Source organism: Bradyrhizobium sp. ORS 278, assembly GCF_000026145.1.
Taxonomy (GTDB): domain Bacteria; phylum Pseudomonadota; class Alphaproteobacteria; order Rhizobiales; family Xanthobacteraceae; genus Bradyrhizobium.
Genome location: NC_009445.1, coordinates 2,649,438 through 2,669,814, shown reverse-complemented (window position 1 = coordinate 2,669,814; position 20,377 = coordinate 2,649,438). Strand labels below are relative to the sequence as shown.

General features: G+C 65.6%; 16 protein-coding genes. 8 read left to right on the top strand and 8 right to left on the bottom strand.

The window, feature by feature from the left end:
* The first annotated feature begins 104 nt into the window (after window positions 1–104).
* From BRADO_RS11705 to BRADO_RS11695, 3 genes are all read left to right on the top strand, one after another.
* Window positions 105–1,334 carry a cytochrome P450 gene (locus tag BRADO_RS11705; protein ID WP_011925531.1) on the top strand — a complete coding sequence of 410 codons (1,230 nt, stop codon included), beginning with the start codon at window positions 105–107 and terminating at the stop codon, window positions 1,332–1,334.
* Window positions 1,335–1,605: 271 nt separating this feature from the next.
* The gene (locus BRADO_RS34960) at window positions 1,606–1,782 is read left to right on the top strand and encodes a hypothetical protein (protein WP_157872553.1); all 177 of its coding nucleotides are present in this window, start codon (window positions 1,606–1,608) and stop codon (window positions 1,780–1,782) included.
* Between the two features lie 317 nt (window positions 1,783–2,099).
* On the top strand, window positions 2,100–3,551 hold the full coding sequence (locus BRADO_RS11695) for an IS66-like element ISBrsp5 family transposase (protein ID WP_011925530.1): 1,452 nt from the start codon (window positions 2,100–2,102) through the stop codon (window positions 3,549–3,551).
* A 110-nt stretch (window positions 3,552–3,661) separates the two neighbouring features.
* Here the strand turns inward: BRADO_RS11695 and BRADO_RS11690 are convergent, their stop codons facing one another.
* From BRADO_RS11690 to BRADO_RS11680, 3 genes are all read right to left on the bottom strand, one after another.
* A complete protein-coding gene (locus tag BRADO_RS11690; protein WP_011925529.1) occupies window positions 3,662–4,603 on the bottom strand; it encodes an NAD(P)H-binding protein in 942 nt (313 codons plus the stop codon).
* A 469-nt stretch (window positions 4,604–5,072) separates the two neighbouring features.
* The gene (locus BRADO_RS11685) at window positions 5,073–5,921 is read right to left on the bottom strand and encodes a VOC family protein (protein ID WP_011925528.1); all 849 of its coding nucleotides are present in this window, start codon (window positions 5,919–5,921) and stop codon (window positions 5,073–5,075) included.
* Window positions 5,918–7,177: a Glu/Leu/Phe/Val dehydrogenase gene (locus tag BRADO_RS11680; protein WP_041757461.1), complete on the bottom strand. Its 1,260-nt coding sequence runs from the start codon at window positions 7,175–7,177 to the stop codon at window positions 5,918–5,920. Before BRADO_RS11680 ends, BRADO_RS11685 begins: the two co-directional genes overlap by 4 nt.
* A 204-nt stretch (window positions 7,178–7,381) precedes the next feature.
* Between BRADO_RS11680 and BRADO_RS11675 the strand changes: the two genes are divergently transcribed.
* A complete protein-coding gene (locus tag BRADO_RS11675; protein ID WP_041756394.1) occupies window positions 7,382–8,275 on the top strand; it encodes a sugar kinase in 894 nt (297 codons plus the stop codon).
* Window positions 8,276–8,296: 21 nt separating this feature from the next.
* Window positions 8,297–9,205 carry a ribokinase gene (locus BRADO_RS11670; protein ID WP_011925525.1) on the top strand — a complete coding sequence of 303 codons (909 nt, stop codon included), beginning with the start codon at window positions 8,297–8,299 and terminating at the stop codon, window positions 9,203–9,205.
* Here BRADO_RS11670 and BRADO_RS11665 read toward each other — a convergent pair.
* Entirely contained in the window at window positions 9,202–10,437 is a 1,236-nt protein-coding gene (locus BRADO_RS11665) for an NAD(P)/FAD-dependent oxidoreductase (RefSeq protein ID WP_011925524.1), read from the bottom strand. The two genes, BRADO_RS11670 and BRADO_RS11665, sit on opposite strands and share 4 nt — an antisense overlap.
* A gap of 150 nt (window positions 10,438–10,587) precedes the next feature.
* Between BRADO_RS11665 and BRADO_RS11660 the strand changes: the two genes are divergently transcribed.
* A complete protein-coding gene (locus BRADO_RS11660) occupies window positions 10,588–11,373 on the top strand; it encodes an enoyl-CoA hydratase/isomerase family protein (RefSeq protein WP_041756393.1) in 786 nt (261 codons plus the stop codon).
* Between the two features lie 8 nt (window positions 11,374–11,381).
* Here BRADO_RS11660 and BRADO_RS11655 read toward each other — a convergent pair whose 3' ends face one another.
* Both BRADO_RS11655 and BRADO_RS11650 read right to left on the bottom strand, forming a co-directional pair.
* Entirely contained in the window at window positions 11,382–13,100 is a 1,719-nt protein-coding gene (locus BRADO_RS11655; protein WP_011925522.1) for an IlvD/Edd family dehydratase, read from the bottom strand.
* Window positions 13,101–13,187: 87 nt separating this feature from the next.
* On the bottom strand, window positions 13,188–14,006 hold the full coding sequence (locus BRADO_RS11650) for an NAD(P)-dependent oxidoreductase (RefSeq protein WP_041756392.1): 819 nt from the start codon (window positions 14,004–14,006) through the stop codon (window positions 13,188–13,190).
* Window positions 14,007–14,095: 89 nt separating this feature from the next.
* On the opposite strand from BRADO_RS11650, the gene BRADO_RS11645 reads away from it, so the two are divergent.
* Window positions 14,096–15,064, top strand: coding sequence for an SMP-30/gluconolactonase/LRE family protein (locus BRADO_RS11645; RefSeq protein ID WP_011925520.1), 969 nt, complete (start codon window positions 14,096–14,098; stop codon window positions 15,062–15,064).
* A 111-nt stretch (window positions 15,065–15,175) separates the two neighbouring features.
* On the opposite strand, the gene BRADO_RS11640 is transcribed toward BRADO_RS11645, so the two are convergent.
* Window positions 15,176–16,606 (bottom strand): aldehyde dehydrogenase family protein, encoded by a 1,431-nt coding sequence (locus tag BRADO_RS11640; protein ID WP_011925519.1) that lies wholly within the window; start codon window positions 16,604–16,606, stop codon window positions 15,176–15,178.
* A gap of 493 nt (window positions 16,607–17,099) precedes the next feature.
* Window positions 17,100–19,484, bottom strand: a complete 2,385-nt coding sequence (locus tag BRADO_RS11635) for a transketolase (protein ID WP_050780995.1) — start codon at window positions 19,482–19,484, stop codon at window positions 17,100–17,102.
* Window positions 19,485–19,627: 143 nt separating this feature from the next.
* On the opposite strand from BRADO_RS11635, the gene BRADO_RS11630 reads away from it, so the two are divergent.
* Entirely contained in the window at window positions 19,628–20,089 is a 462-nt protein-coding gene (locus tag BRADO_RS11630; RefSeq protein ID WP_011925517.1) for an Lrp/AsnC family transcriptional regulator, read from the top strand.
* The last annotated feature ends 288 nt before the right edge of the window (window positions 20,090–20,377 follow it).

Genomic DNA, 20,377 nt, shown 5'->3' with positions numbered 1-20,377 from the left:
TCTGGTGGCAGGTGGGCAGCTGGACACCACCCGGCGCATTTTCTTCCGCCGCTGGCCGTGCGACGGTCGCGACAACAACGAAGACTCGACCGGGAGGACCAGAGATGACCGATGCCGCAGCGCTCGCCGACGATTTCGATCTCGAGCGCCTGACGCCCGGCTTCTACGCCGACCCCTACCGAACCTATCGCGCGCTGCGCCAGTATGCGCCGGTCAAGCGGATGCGCAACGGCTCGTATTTCCTGACGCGCTACGACGATCTCGTCACCGCCTACAAGACGACGAAGGCCTTTTCGTCCGACAAGAAGCGCGAGTTCGCGCCGAAATACGGCGATTCATTGCTGTATGAGCATCACACCACGAGCCTCGTGTTCAACGATCCGCCGTCGCATACGCGCGTCCGCCGCCTGATCATGGGCGCGCTGTCGCCGCGCGCCATCGCCGAGATGGAGCCGGCGCTGATCGCACTGGTGGACGGCCTGCTGGATCGCATCGCGGCGAAGCCGCGCTTCGAGCTGATCGAGGATTTCGCCGCGGCGATTCCGATCGAGGTGATCGGCAATCTGCTCGGGGTGCCGCATGAGGAGCGCGGCCCGCTGCGCGACTGGTCGCTCGCCATTCTCGGCGCGCTCGAGCCGGTGCTGACGCCGGAGCAGTTGGCGCGCGGCAACCAGGCCGTTGCAGATTTCCTGGACTATCTCAAAACTCTGGTCGCGCGCCGCCGCGCCAGGCCCGGCCATCCCGAGCGCGACGTGCTGACGCGGCTGATCCAGGGCGAATCCGATGACGAAAACGGCGGCGAGCGGCTCAGCGAGAAGGAGCTGCTGCACAATTGCATCTTCCTGCTCAACGCCGGCCACGAGACCACCACCAACCTGATCGGCAACGGCCTCGTGCTGCTGTGCCAGCATCCGGCCGAGCGCAAGAAGCTGATCGAGGCCCCCGCCTTGATCCGCACCGCCGTCGAGGAGATCCTGCGCTACGAAAGCTCCAACCAGCTCGGCAACCGCATGACCACGGAAGCCGTCGAGCTCGGCGGCATCACGCTGGCGCCCGGCACCTCCGTCACCCTGTGCATCGGCGCCGCCAACCGCGACCCCGCCCAGTTCGATGACCCCGAACGCTTCGACATCACCCGGATTGCCAACCGCCACCTCGCCTTCGGAACGGGCGCGCATCAATGCGCGGGCATGGCGCTGGCGCGGCTGGAAGGCGCAGTGGCGATCGCGCGGTTTGTGAGCCGGTTTCCCAACTATCAGCTCGCGGGCGAGCCGGTGCGCGGCGGACGGGTGCGGTTTCGGGGGTTCGCGAGCGTGCCATGCGTGGTTAGCTAAGGAGAGGATCACGTCGCGCGTCACGACTTGAGCAATTCAGTCAGCCAATCGTAGGGCGCATTAGGGGCGTCTCGAAGGGCGAGGCCCGGCTGGTGGCCTCATGTTTCGAGACGCGCCTGCGGCGCTCCTCACCATGAGGGAACAAACTTTAGATCCGGGTCGCAGAAATATCTTTCTTTTTTTCAGAATTCATGTATTTGTTATCGCCGTCCCGTCTCACCTGAGGGACGCTTCGCGGTCGTCACGAACGTCGAGGCGGGATGCGGTGGGCGTGTTGCTGCTGCGCGTGGGTGATCTCGCGCGGACGAACGGCAGCGATGCGCACGGTCAAGTCGCGTGGTCCTGGCACCCCGAAGCTGGTGTCACGTTCGCGTCGGCGCTCACGCGCCGCGCGGGCAACGGTGGCCAGAAAGCCCGGAGCACCGGGGAGAACGCGAAGCAGCCGTGAAAACCATCGCGCGGGGAATGCCGGGTGTTCCCGGCTGAACCTGTGGTGACTGCCGCCTGCTTATCTTTCTGCAGGCGGGCCATGGGTGCGGCCAGCGCCCGGCATTCCCCGTGCCCTCTTCTCGGAGAGGGCAGGACGAAGAGCAAGGCTCGGACGCGAGACGCGCCGCGAGAAGATGACCGCATGTCTCGCCACCGTCAGCTTGAGTATGATCGCTCCAAAACGAGTCTCCCCGTCATTGCGAGCGTAGCGGTAACTGCCCAGGTACCCGACCTCATCCCTTGACTGACCCCATGCGTTTGTGAGTCAAGGTATGGATGAAGCCACCGCACTCATTGTCGGTTGATTCGCTGCTGGCCCTGATTGGGGAGTTGCAGGCGCGCAACCTGATGCTGGAACAGCAGAACGCGTTGCTGTTGGCCCGTGTGGCCGATCTGGAGCGCCGGCTTGGTCTGGATAGCTCCAATAGCAGCAAACCGCCTTCGAGCGATGGGCCGGGCCAGGGTCCGCGCCGGACACGCAGCCTTCGCGAGCGAGGGGTGAGGAAGCCCGGCGGCCAGCCAGGTCATCCAGGCAAGCACTTGAAGCGGTCGGACCAGGTCGATCATACAATCATCCATCGCCCCGCCACGTGCAGAGGCTGCCAAGCGGCGCTGGGCGAGGAGCCGTTGGACTTTGTCGACAGCCGTCAGGTGTTCGATCTGCCGGCGCCGAGGCCGCTGATCGTCACGGAGCATCAGCGCTATCGTTGCACATGCAGCGGCTGTGGCGCAGTCACGACGGGAACGTTTCCCACGGAGGTCAAGGCGCCAGCGCAATATGGCGCACGGTTGTCCGCCGTGGTGACGTATCTGTCGGCTGGACAGTTCCTGCCTGAAGATCGTTTGGGACAGGTCCTCACCGATCTGTTTGGCGTGACTGTCTCGGCCGGCACGATCGGGCAGATGATCGCCCGTGCCGCCAGTCGGACGCGGGATTTCGCTGCGGCAGTCTGCGAAGAGATCCGCGGAGCACCGGTCAAGCATCTGGATGAGACCGGGTTTTGGGTGGGTGCCACGCCGCAATGGCTGCATGTCGCGGGCACCGCCGGGATCAACGGGCTGGTGCATTATCGCGTGTCCCAAAGGCGCGGCGAGGTGCTGACGCAAGCGGCGCATATCGTGATGCACGACCACTGGACATCCTATTTTCAGATGCCGGGGGTCACGCATGCGCTGTGCAATGCGCATCATCTGCGCGAGCTGACGGCGCTGGTGGACATCGACGGCGAGGCCTGGGCTCGACGCATGCGTACGCTGCTCCGAGACCTGTGCCATGAGGTCAATCTGGCGCCGGAGCGTCCAGCCGGCCAGACAGGTGCGCTGCCTCCCGCCAAAATCCGCACCGCCGAGCGGAAGTATGACCGTATCATCCGCGCCGGCATCGCCTGGCACGAGGCGCTTCCCGCACTGCCGCGCGATGTCAAACGCGGACGGATCAGGCGGCGCACCGGCCATAATCTCCTGCTGCGCCTCAAGCTGCACAAAGAGGCAGTGCTACTGTTCCTGCGCAACCCGGCGGTGCCGTTTACCAACAACGAGGCCGAGCGCGATGCCCGCATGATGAAGTTGCGGCAGAAGATCTCTGGCGGCTTTCGCACCTCTCAAGGCGCGGACAACTTCGCAACGCTACGTACCTTGATCGGCACCGCTCGAAAGCGCGGATGGAACATGCTCGAAACATTGTCCGCATGCCCAACACAGCTCACCCATAAAATCCGCCTCGCTTGACCGAGCGGGGACCTGGGCAGTTACGCGTAGCGAAGCAATCCAGGGCCACGCGTGCGGCCCTGGATTGCTTCGTCGCTTCGCTCCTCGCAATGACGCGGAAAGAGATGGGCTTAGAACACCGCGTGATCGCCGCGTTCGGCCTCGGCTTCGCCGCGGATCAGCCGGGCGTAGTAGTCGAACAACGTGTCCGATCCCGTGGACGGCGTCGCGTCGGCATCGTAGCGGCCGGTGGCGGGGTTCATCACCAGCATGGATTCGGTGGCGTAGTAGCGGCCGATGCGGGCGAGTTCGGCCTTGTCGGCGAGCGACGGCACGATCCGCCTGGCGACGTCGAGCCCGCCGATGATGGCATCGAGCAGGCCCACCGGGACGCGACGGATGTTCGGCTTGCGGCCGAGCAGCGCGAACAGATGCTCGGCCTGATCGAGCGGGGTGATGGCGGGCCCGGGGCCGCCGATCGGCAGCACGCGGTTCCAGAGCGCCTCATCATCGAGACAGCCGGCGAGATAGGCGCCGAGATCGGCATCGCTGATCGGCTTGCACGCGGTGAGGCGGCCATCGCCGAACACCAGGTAGGGCCGGCCCTGCTGCACCCGCGCGACCTGTCCCGACAGCGACTTGAAGAACGCGGTGGGACGGACGATCGAGTAGGTCAGGCCCGCCGCGACCAGCTGCGCCTCGAACGCGAGCTTGGCCTGCTGAAACGCCAGCAGCGGCTTCTGCACGCAGATGGCGGACAACAGCACGAATTGCGTGACGCCTGCCGCGCGGGCCGCTTCCAGCACGTTGACATGCGCCTGATAGTCGATTGCCTGGGCATCCCGGGGCACGCCGGTCCGCGACGCCATGCAGGACACGACGGCATCGAAGCGCTCGCCGCGAAAGCCGTCGCGCACGAGCGAGGCGGGATCGGTGACGTCGCCGGTCCTGACGGTGGCGCCAGGAATCGTGATGGCCTCGCTGCGTGGGCGGACGAAGCAGACCACCTCGTGCCCGCGCGCGACGAGCGCACGCACGGTGGCACGGCCGATCGTCCCGGTGGCGCCGAGCATGAACACGCGGCGGGGATAGAGCGAGTGGGATGCGGAAGGAACGGCCGGCGAGCTCATAGGCAGAAATGCGTCTCTGAGAACCAGTTCGACCTATACCACAGCTGTCTCGTCGCCGATGCAATGCCGCTTATCTCGGCCGCGAGATCGCCGAGCATGATGTTGCACGGCCTGGGGCCTCATGGTTCGAGACGCGCCTGCGGCGCTCCTCACCATGAGGGTGTCGTACCGAACTCTGCGCTGCACATCGACCCTGAGCAGCCTGCTCGTGCACACCGCTCAGTTCGGTGGATGTCGTGGTCGTGCGTCCAGTGACCTTAGCCCCTCACCCTGAGGAGACCGCCGAAGGCGGGCGTCTCGAAGGGCGAGGCCCCGCCTCTATCCTTCGCAAGCCAACCGCGAAACGCGTGAACGACGCTGCGGGCCGCTCATTGCGAGAGATGCGCATCTCGATGCGTCGTATCAAGCAGCCTCACTCCGCCGCCTGTGGCGTCTTCTCCAGGATCAGCGTGTGGATGCCGCACGTGCCGCTGTAGAGGCTCATCACCCGCGTGCCGGGCTTGCGCCCTGCCCGGGGCTCGGAGACCTGCAGGCCAGCGGCGACGAGGCGCGCGCGCGTCGCTTCAATATCCGCCACGCGCCAGGTCAGGCCCCACAGCTTGTCGTTGGCCTTGTCGTTGCCGGCGACCGGCCGCTTCACCACCTCGACGATCAGATCGCCGCAGCGGAAGAACATCAGCTGGCCCCATTCCTGGTGGCTGCGGTCGAGCGCCATGTCGAGGCCGAGCCGCGCGCCGTAGAGAGCGGCGGCGCGCTCGGGATCCTCGGTGGAGACCACGATGTGGTCGAGGCCGAGCACGGCGGAGTCGGCCGTCGTCTCCGAAACAGGCCGCTTCTGGCCGAGTTCGAGGAAGAACATGCGCACGCCGCGCGTGAGATCCGTCATCGCGCGCGTTCGCTTCCAGTGCAGCGTCTGGCCGGAAACGCGGTCGGTGCTGTCGACCTCGGCGATCGGATCCGGCTTCAGCGCCACCCGCTCCAGCCGGCGATGCGTCTTGCCGATGTCGGCCGTGGCGAAGCAGATGCTGGCGAGCCCCTCGCCCCAGATCTTGATGACGTTGCGAATCCGGTCGGCGGCGGGGCTCTGCCCGATCGGCGCCATCAGTTCGACGCTCACATTGTCGAGCGTGAACAGCACGCGCTCGGCACCGTCGCCCGAGTTCTGCCACGACGGCTTGCGGCCGAGCAGCGTCTCGAACGTGGCGCTGCCGGCCTTGATGTCCTCGAGCAGGACGACGATGTGGTCGAGGCCGGTGATCACGGGAACAGCCCTCGCGTGTTCTTGGCGTTGCGCACCTTCTCGACGCCGATCGCCATCGCCGCCGTCCGGTGCGCGATGTCGTCGGCCTTGGCGCGCGCGACCATCTTCTCGAAGGCACGATCGAGGATCTGGTACTCGCGCCGCATCACCTCCTCCTCCTCCCAGAACAGCTGCTGCAGATCCTGCACCCATTCGAAATAGCTGACGATGACGCCGCCGGAGTTGCAGAGAATGTCGGGAATGAGGAAGATCTCCTTGCGGCGCTGGTCGAGCACCAGGTCGGCATCCGGCGTGGTCGGGCCGTTGGCGGCTTCCGCGATGACGCGGCATTTCAGGTTCGCCGCCACCTTGGCGTCGATGACGCGCTCGATCGCCGCCGGCACCAGGATGTCGCAGGCGAGCGTCAGGATGTCCTTGGGATCGAAGGCGAGCTCGGTGGAGAAGCCAGCGATGCTGCCGTGCTTGCTTGCATGCGCCATCAGTGCGGGAATGTCGAGGCCTCTGGCATCGTGGAGCGCGCCGGTATGATCGCTGACCGCAATCACCTTCATGCCCATCTGGTGAAAGCCGAGCGCAGCGTAGGAGCCGACATTGCCGAAGCCCTGAACAACGACGGTGGACTTGGCGGGATCGATGCCCAGCAGATCCATCACCCGCCGCGACACGTGAGCGACGCCGCGGCCGGTCGCCTCGCGGCGGCCGAGCGTGCCGCCCGAGAACACCGGCTTGCCGGTGACGATCTCGGTCACGGTCTGGCCCTGATACATGGAGTACGTATCCATGAACCACGCCATCACCTGCTCGTTGGTGCCCATGTCCGGCGCCATCACGTCGGTATGCGGGCCGACGAAGGGGATCATTTCCTGCATGTAGCGGCGGGAGAGCGACTCCAGCTCACGGCGGGACAGCTTGGAGAGGTCCACATTGACGCCGCCCTTGGCGCCGCCATAGGGCAAGCCCACCAGCGCGCATTTCCAGCTCATCCAGATCGCAAGCGCCGCGACCTCGCCGATGTCGACGGTCGGCGCAAAACGGGTGCCGCCCTTGGTCGGCCCCATGGTCAGGAGATGCTGAACACGATACCCCTCGAACACGGCAATGGTGCCGTCGTCCTTGTGGATCGGACACGAGACGGTGATCGCCCGCTTCGGGAGCAGCAGCCGGTCGCGCTCGTCGCCTGGGATGCCAAGGTGATCGGCGATCACGTTGAACTGATTGGCGGCCATCTCGAAGACCGGACCCGCATAGACAGTCATCTTCCACTCCCGAATCTGCTCCTGCAGGCCGGCAACCATAGCGCGACCCTTGCGCCGGCGGCAGGGGGCCGCCGGTTGCAAGGGGGCGATCTCAACCACCATGGTGACGATTTGACGAAGAATTTCAGCGTTGATCCGCTTTAACCGCTTGCTAATCTGCGGCGCCGGGGCCGCGATCACCCCTTTCATGAGACAGAAATGCCAATGCAGGCCCTCTTTATCGGACAGACCTACATCGACGTCACGTTCATCACCGACCACATGCCGACCGGAGACGAGAAGCACGTCGCCTCCGATTACGCCGTGTCGTTCGGCGGCAACGCCGTCACTGCGGCATTTTGCTGCGCCAAGCTGGGCATCGTGCCCGACCTCATCGCAACCATCGCGAACGATTGGCTCGGGCGGATGTTCCAGGACATGACCGCGAAGTACGGCATCTCCGTACATCCACGGAAGGTCAATGCCTCCTCGCTGTCCTTCATCATGCCGAAGGACGGCAAGCGCGCCATCGTGCGCTGCCGCGACGACGCCCACATCCATCCGTTTCCACTGCTCAATCTGGGCAATTGCCGCGCTCTCCACGTCGACGGCCACCAGCCGGATGCGGCGCTGCATTATGCCAAGCTATGCCGCGAGGCCGGCATCCTGACCTCGCTCGACGGCGGCGGACTGCGCACCAACACGCATGAGCTGCTGGAATACATCGATGTTGCGATTGTCGCCGAGCGGCTGTGCGAGCAGATGGACCTCACGCCGGAGAAGATGCTCGACTATCTCAAGAGCCGCGGCTGCCGCATCGGCGGCGTGACTCAGGGCGAGAAGGGCCTGCTCTGGTACGACGAGGTCGGCGCGGTGCATACGTTGCCCGCCTACCCGATCCCGCGGGAGCGCGTCATCGACACCAACGGCGCCGGCGACGTCTTCCACGGCGCCTACGTTTACTCCTATCTGGCCAATCCGGCGAAGAGCTGGAAGGAGCATTTCGAGTTCGCCCGCGCGGCCTCGACCTACAAGATCCAGAAGCTTGGCAACGAGGCCGGCCTGCCGACGCTCGCCGACATCGAGCTGGTGAGACAAGAGTTCGAAGCCCGCGTCTAGCGGCTGTTTGGGAGAAGGCGGATGGGGCGCGTCGTCGTTGCCGGCAGCATCAACATGGATGTCGTGGCGACGGCCGAGCGCCATCCTCGCGTCGGCGAGACCGTCGCGGGACAGTCGGTGATGTATTTTCCCGGCGGCAAGGGCGCCAATCAGGCGGTGGCGGCCGCCAAGCTCGGCGCGCCGACGTCGCTGATCGGCCGGCTCGGCCGCGACGCGTTCGGCGAGCAGTTGCGGGCGTTTCTTGCCGCACAGGGCATCGATCTCGCGGCAGTGAAGGACAGCGCAGGCGTGTCGACGGGCACGGCGATCATCACGCTGGCGAAGGCCGACAACACCATCGTGGTCATCCCTGGCGCCAATGCCGAGGTCCGCGCCGACGATGTGGGGCAGACCGCGCTGATTGCGGGTGACGTGGCGGTGAGCCAGTTCGAGATCCCGCAAGCGACCATCGTGACGTTCTTCCAGCGGGCAAAAGCCGCCGGGGCCACGACGATCCTCAATCCCGCCCCGGCCAGCGCCTTCGCTCAGGGATTGTTCGCGGTGGTCGATGTCCTCGTGCTCAACGAGACCGAGCTCGGCTTCCTGTCCGGCATCGACCTCGGCAACGCTCCCACGTCGCAGCAGGTCGTCGATGCTGTGTGGAAGCTCGATGCACGCACTGACCAGACGGTCTGCGTCACTCTGGGCGCGCGTGGCGCCGTAGCGGTGGCTGCCGGCGAGGCCAGACGGGTGGACGGCCGCGCGGTGAAGGCCGTCGACACCACCGGCGCGGGCGATTGCTTCGTCGGTGCGCTGGCGGCACGGCTGTCGCAGGGCGCGGCGATGACGGATGCGATCGCCTACGCCAATGTCGCCGCGTCGATCTCCGTGCAGCGGATGGGCGCCGGCCCATCGATGCCCACAGCAGAGGAGGTGCGCGCGCTGCTCTAGCCGAGCGCGCTCTTCAGGTCGAAGCTCGGATCGGCGGCCTCGGCCGGATCGATCGTGCCGCCCGCGGCGAGCAGCTTGCGGCCGAACATGTGATCACCGGCGCGGTTGACGGATTCGATGCCGACCAGCCGGCCCTCTTTGTAGCAGAATGCGGAGAATGCCTTTTGCGCCGGATCCCCGCGCAGCACGACCTGGTCATAGCCCGTGGTGAGCCCGGCGATCTGGAGCTTGTCATTGGCCTGGTCGCTCCAGAACCAGGGCTGGCCATCGTACGGCTTGACGTCTCCCGTGAGCCGCGCGGCGACGCAGCGGGCATGGTCGGTCGCGTTCTGTACCGACTCCAGCCGCAGGGTCCCGCCGAAGCGCGGGCTGGCGAACAGCGCGCAGTCGCCGATCGCCGAGATGTGCGGATCGCTGGTCAGGAGATATTCGTCGACGACGATGCCGGAGGCGACCTGCAATCCGGCCTCCGCCGCGAGCTCGACATTCGGCAGCACGCCGACGCCGACCACGACGAGATCGGCGGGAATATGCCGACCGTCGCTGAGGCTGACGCCGATGACCTTGTTGCCGTCGGCCTCGATGCTGGTGGACTGCACGCCGAGATGGATGCGTACGCCGGCATCGGCATGCTGCTTCTGGAAGTACTCGGAGATTTCCGCCGTCACCGCCCGCGCCATCACCCGCGCGCCGAGTTCGAGCACGTCGACCTCGAGTCCCTTGATGCGCGCGGTGGCAGCGAATTCAAGACCGATGAAGCCGGCGCCGATCACGACGACGCGCTTGGCGTCGCCAAGCAGGCTGCGCAACGCTTCGCTGTCATCGAGGATGCGGAGGTAACGAACCGCCGGAAGATTGGCGTTGGGAATATCGAGCAGTCGGTTGCGCGCGCCGGTCGCGAACACGAGGTGGCCATAGTCCAGGGTCTTGCCGGAGGCCAGCAGCACCTTGCGCGGCTCACGCTGCACCGCCACGGCGCGGTCATAGACCAGATCGACGGCCTGGTCGGCGTAAAACTTCTGCGGCCGAAACATCAGCGTCTCGGGGCCGCCGGTACCCTTGAGATAGGCCTTCGACAAAGGCGGGCGCTGATACGGCAGATGCGGCTCGTCGTTGATCAGATGAATGGGATCGACAAAGCCTGCCTGACGCAACGAGGTCGCGAGCTGAAAGCCCGCATGCCCCGCACCCACGATCACCACCGGTCTCTTAGTCACAGCACCCTGCCCCATTCTGTCCGTATCCCGTGTTCGCGCGCTTCGTCTGCTCCGGGTTTACCTCCCGTCATGCCAGCGGAACCGGGTTGTCGCAGACTTCCCCGGCATTGTCACCGGGCCGCTGTGCGCCTTAAATGCGGCAACAACGATACAAGGGAGGACTGAATGTCGGACGCAGCCGCGGAACCCGCTCGCCTGTCCATCGACGGACCGATTGCGACCATCACGCTGGATCGCCCGGCCGCGTTCAACGCCATCAACCTCGCCATCGCCAAGCGGCTGGAACAGCTCGCGGCGCAGGTCGAAGCCGATCCGACCATCCGGGTGCTCGTCCTGAAGGGCGAGGGCCGCGCCTTCTGCGCCGGCGGCGACCTGCAGACGATCGGCGCCGCGGCCGAGGCCGACACCATTACGACCGTGGTCAGCGAGCTCTTGCATCACTACCACGCCTTCATCGCGAGCCTGCGGCGGATGCCAAAGATCGTGCTCGCGAGCGTGCATGGCTCCGCGGCCGGTGCCGGGATGTCGCTCGCCTTCGCTGCCGACCTCTGCATCGCCGCCGAGGAAGCGCGCTTCACACCGGCCTACGCCAAGCTCGGCGTTTCGCCTGACGGCGGCGGCACGGTGGGTGTCGTCGCCACCGCGGGTGTCCGGCGCGCGCTGCAGATCTTCCTCGCGGAAGACAGCTTCACGGCCGCACAGGCCAGCGAATGGGGCCTGGTCGCCAAGGTCGTTGCCGCATCCGAGCTGGCTGCGGCGACCGAGGCGTTGGCGCAGCGGCTGGCCCAGAACATGCCGGCGGGGATCGCTGCGACCAAGGCGCTGATCCATCGCGCTCCCACCAGTTCGGTCGAGGACCAGCTCGGCGCCGAGCGCGATGCGATCATCAATTGCATGCACACCGACGGATTCCGTGCCGCTGTGAAGCGGTTCACCAGCAAAGGAAAGTAGGACTGAGCTCACCCTTTTCCTTGTCCCTTCCCTTTCCGGCGCATGAAATCGAAATCGCAGCCGTCGTCGGCCTGCAGGATCGTTTCATGAAACAGATGCGCATAACCGCGCTCGGCCCAGTCCGGAGTCGTCGCAGGCTTCAGCGCGGCTCGCCGGCGATCGAGCTCGGCATCGTCGACGAGCAGGTCGATGCGGCGCTTGGCGACATCGAGCCGGATCATGTCCCCGGTCCTGACCAGCGCCAGCGGTCCGCCGACCGCGGATTCCGGCGTGATGTGCAGCACGATCGTGCCGAACGCCGTGCCGCTCATGCGCGCATCGGAGATCCGCACCATGTCCTTGGTGCCGCCGCGCGCGAGCTTTTTCGGAATTGGCAAATAGCCCGCCTCCGGCATCCCCGGCGCACCCTTCGGTCCTGCGTTCCGCAGCACCAGCACATCGTCAGCCGAAACGTCGAGGCCGGGATCGTCGACCCGCAAGGTCATGTCCTCGACCGATTCGAACACGACGGCGCGGCCGGTGTGCTGCAGCAGCTTCGGGCTCGCCGCGGAATGCTTGATGACCGCGCCGCGCGGCGCGAGATTGCCGCGCAACACAGCGAGGCCACCTTCAGGTTTGATTGCGTCGGCACGCGAGCGGATGACGTCCTGGCCCGGCACCTCCTCGGCTGCAGCAACGATGTCGCGGAGCGACTGGCCGGTGATCGAGCGGCAGTCGAGATCGATGAGATCGCCGAGCTGCTTCATCAGCTTCGGCACGCCGCCGGCATGGTGGAAATGCTCCATGTAGTGATCGCCGGATGGCTTGAGGTCGACCAGCACCGGCACCTCGCGCCCGATGTGGTCGAACGCGTCGAGATCGATGGTGTGCGGCGTACGGCCGGCGATCGCGGTGAGATGCACGAGGCCGTTGGTCGAGCCGCCGATGGCCTGCAGCACCACCTGGGCATTCTTGAAAGCGGCCGGCGTCAGCAGTTCGCTCGGCTTCGGCCCCTTCGCCTTAGCCATTTCCGCGGCGACCCGGCCGCTGGCCTCGGCCGAGCGGAAGCGTTCGGCATGCGGTGCGGGAATCGTCGCACTCATCGGCAGCGAAAGGCCGAGCGCCTCGGTGATGCAGGCCATGGTCGAGGCCGTCCCCATCACCATGCAGGTGCCGACCGACGGCGCGAGCCGGCCGTTGACCGCTTCGATCTCGCTGTCGTCCATTTCACCAGCGCGATATTTGGCCCACAGGCGTCGACAGTCGGTGCAGGCGCCGAGCACCTCGCCCTTATGATGCCCGACCACCATCGGCCCGACTGGAATAACAACTGTCGGCAGATCGGCGGACACTGCGGCCATGATCTGCGCGGGCAGGGTCTTGTCACAGCCGCCGATGACGACCACCGCGTCCATCGGCTGGGCCCGGATCATCTCCTCGGTTTCCATCGCCATCAGGTTGCGCAGATACATCGAGGTCGGATGCGCAAAGCTTTCGGCGATCGAGATCGTCGGAAACACGAACGGCATCGCGCCCGACAGCATGACGCCGCGCTTCACGGCCTCCAGGATCTGCGGCACGTTGCCGTGGCAGGGATTGTAGTCGCTATAGGTGTTGGTGATGCCGACGATCGGACGGTCGAGCGCGTCGTCGGAATAGCCCGCCGCCTTGATGAACGCCTTGCGCAGGAACAGCGAGAATCCGGCATCGCCGTAAGCGGTCAGTCCCTTGCGCAGGCCATCGGTCATGTCAGTCCCGTCTCTTCTTCTATTCTTGTTCTTGTCTGTCGCAAGCGCCGTCCCGGGGCACGCCGGCCCCGGAACGGCGAGATCGTATCAACCCCAGTCGATGATCCGGCTGGTGTCACCGTCGAACTCCGTGGTGCAGAACGCGCCGCCCTGGAAATAGTCCCCGATCGGATCGGCGGGCAGCTTGGCCTGCTCGGCCAGGGCGTGCTCGCGGAAATCCTCGGCACGGCCGGTCGGACGGTAGCCGAGATCATAGGCGCGCTGGTTGTCCCACCAGGCGCGCTCGTTGAGCGAGGCGCCGTACAGCACTTCGAAATGGATGTCCGGATGCTCGAGGCCGATGCGGCAGAGCTGGACGAGATCCTCGGGCTTCAGCCAGATCGACAGCCGGCGCCGGTCGAGCGGCCTCTCGCCGAAATTGCCGATGCGCAGGCACGTGACCTTCAGCCCGTGCTTGTCGGCATAGAGCGAGCCCACCGCCTCGCCGAACACCTTGCTGACGCCATAGCGGCCGTCGGGGCGCGGCTGCACGTCATTGTCGATCTTGCGATGGCGCGGATAGAAGCCCACCGCATGGTTCGACGACGCGAACACAACACGCTTCACACCCTTGCGGCGCGCGGCCTCGAACAAATTGTAGCCGCCGATGATGTTGGCCTGCAGGATGTCGTTCCAGGGACCTTCGACCGAATAGCCGCCGAAATGGATGATGCCGTCGACGCCTTCGCACAGCGCCTCGACCTGGGCGAGGTCGGCCAGATCGGCCGCCTTGAAGGTCTCCTGGCTGGAGAGATCGGCCGGCGGTTTGAGGTCGCTGAGCAAAAGGTCCGGATAAATCGGCGGCAGCAGCTTCCGCAAGGAAGAGCCGATTCCACCGCTCGCACCGGTCATCAAGATACGTGGCATTTCATCCCTCGTGTTGGGTCCGCAGGTTTGCGGTCGTTACCTGTCAATGATAGCAGAGATCGCAACCGCGCAATAACAGGACGGGCCGAATGTCCGACGGAAACGCTCATGCGCAAGGCTTTCGCCCTGCCACCTTCTATCCCGATCCGGCGATCCAGGCGCTGGACCCGCGCTTCGAGAAGTACTGGCTCAAGCTGTCGGCTGTGGAGCGGCTGGCGACGGGCCTGCGCTGGGCGGAGGGGCCGGTGTGGTTCGGCGATGGGCGCTATCTCCTGTGCAGCGACATTCCCAACCAGCGCATCCTCAAATGGGAGGAGGAGACCGGCGCGGTGTCGGTGTTCCGCAAGCCGTCCAACTTCGCCAATGGCAACACCAGGGACCGGCAGGGCCGGCTCGTCACCTGCGAGCATGGCGGCCGCCGCGTGACGCGGACCGAATATGACGGGTCCATTACCGTGCTGATGGACGCCTTCGACGGCAAGCGGCTGAACTCGCCGAACGACGTCGTCGTCAAGTCCGACGGATCGATCTGGTTCACCGATCCGACCTTCGGACTGCTCGGCAATTACGAGGGCTACAAGGCCGAGTCCGAGATCGACGCCAACGTGTACCGGATCGACGGCGCTACTGGCCAAGCGAGCATCGTTGCCGAGGGCGTGCTGGGACCGAACGGGCTGTGCTTCTCGCCTGATGAATCCATCCTCTATGTCGTCGAATCCCGCGGCGTGCCGAACCGCAAGATCCTCGCTTATGACGTCTCCGCTGACGGGACGATGCTTGCCAACAAGCGGGTCCACATCGATGCCGGGCCGGGCACGCCGGACGGCATGCGCTGCGACGTCGACGGCAATCTCTGGTGCGGCTGGGGCATGGGCTCGCCCGAGCTCGACGGCGTCATGGTGTTCGCGCCCGATGGCGCCCCGATCGGACGCATCGCATTGCCCGAGCGCTGCGCCAATGTCTGTTTCGGCGGCCTCAAGCGCAACCGCCTGTTCATGGCCGCCAGCCAGTCGATCTACGCGCTCTACGTGAATACGCAGGGCGCGCTCGGCGGTTAAGTCTTCGCTTCGCAGGGTGGGCAAAGGCGCGGAGCGCCGTGCCCACCGTTCTTGTTGATGGCGTAGATGGTGGGCACGCTTCGCTTTGCCCACCCTACGCACCTTCACCGATCAAGCCGCGTTGTAGCCTGCGACGGCCTTGACCTCGAGATACTCCTCGAGACCGAACCGGCCCCATTCGCGGCCGTTGCCGGACTGCTTGTAGCCGCCGAACGGCGCGGTGCGGTCGTTCGGGACGCCCTGCAGGTTGACGTTGCCGGCGCGGATCTTGCGGCCGACCTCGCGCGCCTTCTCGATGGTCGGCGCGGTGACGTAGCCGGCAAGACCATAGGGCGTGTCGTTAGCGATCTTGACCGCCTCGTTCTCATCCTGAGCGCCGATGATCACCAGCACCGGTCCGAAAATTTCCTCGCGCGAGATGGTCATCTCGGGCTTGACGTCGGCGAAGATCGTCGGACGGACATAGAAGCCCTTGTTGACGCCCTCGGGCAGGCCCGGGCCGCCGGCGACGAGGGTCGCGCCCTCCTCGATGCCCTTGTTGATCAGTGCCTGGATCTTGTCCCACTGACCGCGATTGACCACCGGGCCGATCGTGGTGCCCTCGCCGCGCGGATCGCCGGCCTTGGTCTTGTCGGCGACGCCCTTGGCGATCGCAGCCACTTCCTTCATCCGCGCAGCCGGCACGATCATGCGCGACGGCGCGTTGCAGGACTGGCCGGAATTGTTGAACATGTGCATGACGCCGCCGGTCACCGCCTTCACGAGGTCGGAGCCCTCCAGGATCACGTTCGGCGACTTGCCGCCGAGCTCCTGGCTGACGCGCTTCACGGTCGGCGCGGCGCGCCTGGCGACGTCGATGCCGGCGCGGGTCGAGCCGGTGAACGAGATCATGTCGATGTCCGGATGCTCGCTCATGGCGGCGCCGACCTCCGGCCCCAGGCCGTTGATCAGGTTGAACACGCCCTTCGGCACGCCGGCCTCATGCAGGATCTCGGCGAAGATCAGCGCCGAGGTCGGGGTGAACTCCGACGGCTTCAGGATCATGGTGCAGCCCGCGGCAAGCGCCGGCGCGACCTTGCAGGCGATCTGGTTGAGCGGCCAATTCCAGGGCGTGATCATGCCGACGACGCCGACCGGCTCGCGCACCACCACTGACGACGGCAGCGTCTCCTCGAACTCGTACTTCTTCAGCACATCGAGCGTCGACATCAGATGGCCGAGGCCGGCGCCGGCCTGCAGCTTCTCCGCCATCGGCAGCGGCGCGCCCATCTCGTCGGACACGGCGGCGCCGATCTCCTTCATGCGGCCCTTGTAGATGGCGATGATCTTCTCGAGCAGCGCGACGCGCTCCTCGCGGCTCGTCTGCGAAAAGGTTTCGAAGGCACGCTTGGCGGCGGCGACAGCCTTGTCGACATCGGCCTTGGAGCCCAGCGCAACCTCATACATCGCCTCTTCGGTCGCGGGATTGACGACCGGGGTGGACTTCTTGACGACCGGATCGACCCAGGCGCCGTCGATGTAGAATTGCAGGCGATTGACCATCGGAAAACCTCTTCAGGTGGAAGCATATGGGGGAGCGGCTGCGCGCGGACCTGCATCCTGGCACGCGCGATCCGCGGGATGAACCCGCCACATGCGGGGACCGGGGTTGCGTCGGTCGGATATAGGAGCAAGGCCTCGACCGGCGCAAGCCGACGGACACGCGTTTCGTCGCCGCGCCATTTTGCATTGCAGCAAGCCCCTGATCCGACGTCCAGGCCGGCCGAGGACCTCATTCCGGACCACAGAATTCCAGTCCTGAAGATTCATTGCGAGATGTGAACTGGTTCACATTCTGCAGCGATGACCTCGGGTACGCTACCCCCGTAGATCGCCGGCCCCGGAAGACGCAGTTTCATCACGAATGGCTGGGTCTGTTCGTACTGACTGATTTTTTAGCACGCAGTCCTTTGTCCCCAAGTTGCAGCGCCGTCTCCTTTGTCCAGGCGAAGGAGGCGGCGTATCTACGTTCAGACTCGTGAGATCCCCTCAGCTTTCACACCGCCATCTTGCGGTGCCGCACCGGCGCGCCGGTCAGGCTCTCGGCCGCGTCGATGATGGCATTCGCGTCCATGCCGTTATGACGGTAGAGATCGTCGATCGTGCCGGTCTGACCGAACTTCTCGACCCCCAGCGCCTCGACGCGATGGCCGCGCACCGAGCCTAGCCAGCCGAGCGCCGCCGGATGGCCGTCGATGACGGTGACGATTCCGCAGTCGCGCGGCAGCGGCGCCAGCAATTGCTCGATATGGCTGAGATGCTGCACGCCGCGGCGATGCCTGCGCAGGCTGCGCGCCGCCGTCCATCCGGCATGCAGCCGGTCCGCCGAGGTGACGGCGAGCAGGCCGACGTCGCGGCGGGATTCGCCGATTAATCCGGTCGCCTCGATCGCCTCAGGCGCGAGCGCGCCGGTATAGGCAATGATCACTTCTGCATTCGGCCCCGGCTTGCGCAGCCAATAGGCGCCGGCGGCGATGTCGGCCTCCAGCTCCGGCGTCATGATCCGCTGCGGCTGGTCGACGGTGCGCGTCGATAGCCGCAAATAGACCGAGCCGCCCTCGCCCGGCGCGGCCTGCATGTGGCCAAAGCCCCATTTCATGATCGCCGCGAGCTCGTCGACGAAGGCCGGCTCGAACGAGGACAAGCCGTCCTGCGCCATGCCGATCAGTGGCGTCGCGATCGACTGGTGCGCGCCGCCCTCCGGCGCCAGCGTGACGCCCGACGGGGTCGCGACGACCATGAAGCGCGCGTCCTGATAGCAGGCGTAGTTCAGCGCATCGAGGCCGCGCTCGATGAACGGATCGTACAGCGTGACGATCGGCAGCAGCCGCGCGCCGTTGATGGAGTGCGACAGGCCGAGCGCCGAGGCCATGATGAACAGATTCATCTCGGCGATGCCGAGCTCGATGTGCTGCCCCTTGGGCGAGGCCGCCCAGTTGAAGGTCGAGGGGATCTTCTCGCTGCGGAACAGGTCGGCCTTCTCGGCATGCGCGAACAGGCCGCGCCGGTTGACCCACGCGCCCAGATTGGTCGAGACGGTGACGTCGGGCGACGAGGTCACGATCCGCGACGCCATCGCGATGTCGCTGCGGGCGAGATCGTTAAGGATCAAGCCGAAGCCCTGCTGCGTCGACATCTGCGCGGCCGCGGTGAAGGTCAGCCGCTCCGGTACGTCGAGCACGGCGTCGTCGAGCCGGCGGCCGTCGCGGTTGAACGGCACGGAGGCCAGAAACGCTTCAAGCGTCGCCGGGTCCTGCGTCAGGCCTTCGAACTTGTCCCACTCATGGCCCGGACGGATGTTCTGCTCGGCGCGCCATTTCTCCATCTGCGCGACCGTCATCAGCCCGGCGTGGTTGTCCTTGTGGCCCTGGAACGGCAGGCCGACGCCCTTGATCGTGTAGGCGATGAAGCAGACGGGGCGATCGTGGTCGATCTGTTCGAACGCCTCCAGCATGCTCGCCATGTCGTGGCCGCCGAGATTGCTCATCAGCGCCAGCAGCTCGTCGTCGCTGCGATTATCGAGGAGCCGGGTCACGTCGCCCTGGTCGCCGATCTCGTCCTGGATGTGCTTGCGGAACGCCGCCCCGCCCTGAAAGCACAGCGCCGCGTACAGCGCGTTCGGGCAGTTGTCGATCCAGCGCCTGAGCGACTCGCCGCCGGGCTCGGCAAAGGCCTCGCGCATCAGCCGGCCGTATTTCACGATCACCACGTCCCAGCCGAAGTTGCGGAACATGGTCTCGAACTTCTCCCACAGCCCCTCGCGCACCACGGCATCCAGGCTCTGGCGGTTGTAGTCGACGATCCACCAGGTGTTGCGCAGGCCGTGCTTCCAGCCCTCGGCCAGCGCCTCGAAGATGTTGCCTTCGTCCATCTCGGCGTCGCCGACCAGCGCGATCATGCGACCCTCGCGGCGATCCTTCATCCAGCCATGCGTCTTGACGTAGTCCTGCACCAGCGAGGAGAACAGCGTCTGCGCGACGCCGAGGCCGACCGAGCCGGTCGAGAAGTCGACATCGTCGACGTCCTTGGTGCGCGACGGATAGGACTGCGCGCCCTTGAAGCCGCGGAAATTCTCCAGCTTCTCCTTGGTCTGCCGTCCGAACAGATATTGGATGGCATGGAAGACCGGGCTCGCATGCGGCTTCACCGCGACGCGATCCTCTGGGCGCAGCACCGAGAAGTAAAGCGCCGACATGATGGTCGCGAGCGACGCGGAGGACGCCTGGTGGCCGCCGACCTTGAGGCCGTCGATGTTCGGCCGGATGTGGTTGGCGTGATGAATCGTCCAAGACGACAGCCACAGGGCCTTGCGGGTCAGCGCGTTCAGGATAGCGAGACGGTCTGACGATGCGGATGGCGTTGATGCGGGTGGCCTGGCCATGGCGCGCTGCTCCCAGGGGCGGTTCGGTGGATTCGTTGACTCTAGTCCCGTCGAGCTGGCCATAATTCTCAATTTTTCGCGCATGGGCGAACATTATTGGGATATTTTCCCGTCAGAGCTATCAATCCCGGCACAGCATCCCAATGCCCGAACTCGACGTCATCGACCGCAAGATCCTCGGCCACCTCCAGGCCGACGGCCGCATCACCATGCAGGAGCTCGCCGACAAGGTCGGCCTCTCCGTCTCGCCCTGCCACCGCCGGGTGAAGCTCCTGGAGGAGCGCGGCGTCATCACCCGCTACATCGCCACCGTCAACCAGAAGGCGCTCGGGCTGCACGTCTCGGTGTTCATCTCCATCAAGCTGGCCCGGCAGAAGGAGGAGGACCTGAAGCGCTTCGAGAAGGCGATCTCGGCCTGGCCCGAGGTGCTGGAGTGCTATCTGATGACGGGCAATCGCGACTACATGCTGCGCGTGGTCGCGGCGGACCTGTCGTCGTATGAGGCATTCCTGAAGACCAAGCTGACGCGGCTCGACGGCATCGCCTCGATCGAGTCGAGTTTTGCCCTGAGCCAGGTCAAGTACTCGATCGCACTTCCGGTGTGAGCCACGCCGCCTCGCCACGCCCCACCGTCGTCCCGGCGAACGCCGGGACCCATACTCCGCAGCAGGTGTGGTGAGACAAGACTGGGCCGACATCGTGCGCAACAACATCTCCCTGGGATTATGGGTCCCGGCGTTCGCCGGGACGACACCGTGCTTGTTGAAACGAGACGCCCACCAGGATCTCCGTCGTTGCGAGGCGCGCAGCGACGAAGCAATCCAGAGTGCATCCGCGGGAAGATCCTGGATTGCGTCGCTGCGCTCGCAATGACGACTGTGGTCTCTGCCGTG

Coding starts and splice junctions, on each gene's coding strand:
- BRADO_RS11705 (WP_011925531.1), top strand. CDS start 105: ATGACCGATGCCGCAGCGCTCGCCGACGATTTCGATCTCGAGCGCCTG.
- BRADO_RS11695 (WP_011925530.1), top strand. CDS start 2,100: ATGAAGCCACCGCACTCATTGTCGGTTGATTCGCTGCTGGCCCTGATT.
- BRADO_RS11690 (WP_011925529.1), bottom strand. CDS start 4,603: ATGCTCGGCGCCACCGGGACGATCGGCCGTGCCACCGTGCGTGCGCTC.
- BRADO_RS11680 (WP_041757461.1), bottom strand. CDS start 7,177: ATGACTGTCTATGCGGGTCCGGTCTTCGAGATGGCCGCCAATCAGTTC.
- BRADO_RS11675 (WP_041756394.1), top strand. CDS start 7,382: ATGCAGGCCCTCTTTATCGGACAGACCTACATCGACGTCACGTTCATC.
- BRADO_RS11670 (WP_011925525.1), top strand. CDS start 8,297: ATGGGGCGCGTCGTCGTTGCCGGCAGCATCAACATGGATGTCGTGGCG.
- BRADO_RS11665 (WP_011925524.1), bottom strand. CDS start 10,437: ATGGGGCAGGGTGCTGTGACTAAGAGACCGGTGGTGATCGTGGGTGCG.
- BRADO_RS11660 (WP_041756393.1), top strand. CDS start 10,588: ATGTCGGACGCAGCCGCGGAACCCGCTCGCCTGTCCATCGACGGACCG.
- BRADO_RS11655 (WP_011925522.1), bottom strand. CDS start 13,100: ATGACCGATGGCCTGCGCAAGGGACTGACCGCTTACGGCGATGCCGGA.
- BRADO_RS11650 (WP_041756392.1), bottom strand. CDS start 14,006: ATGCCACGTATCTTGATGACCGGTGCGAGCGGTGGAATCGGCTCTTCC.
- BRADO_RS11645 (WP_011925520.1), top strand. CDS start 14,096: ATGTCCGACGGAAACGCTCATGCGCAAGGCTTTCGCCCTGCCACCTTC.
- BRADO_RS11640 (WP_011925519.1), bottom strand. CDS start 16,606: ATGGTCAATCGCCTGCAATTCTACATCGACGGCGCCTGGGTCGATCCG.
- BRADO_RS11635 (WP_050780995.1), bottom strand. CDS start 19,484: ATGGCCAGGCCACCCGCATCAACGCCATCCGCATCGTCAGACCGTCTC.
- BRADO_RS11630 (WP_011925517.1), top strand. CDS start 19,628: ATGCCCGAACTCGACGTCATCGACCGCAAGATCCTCGGCCACCTCCAG.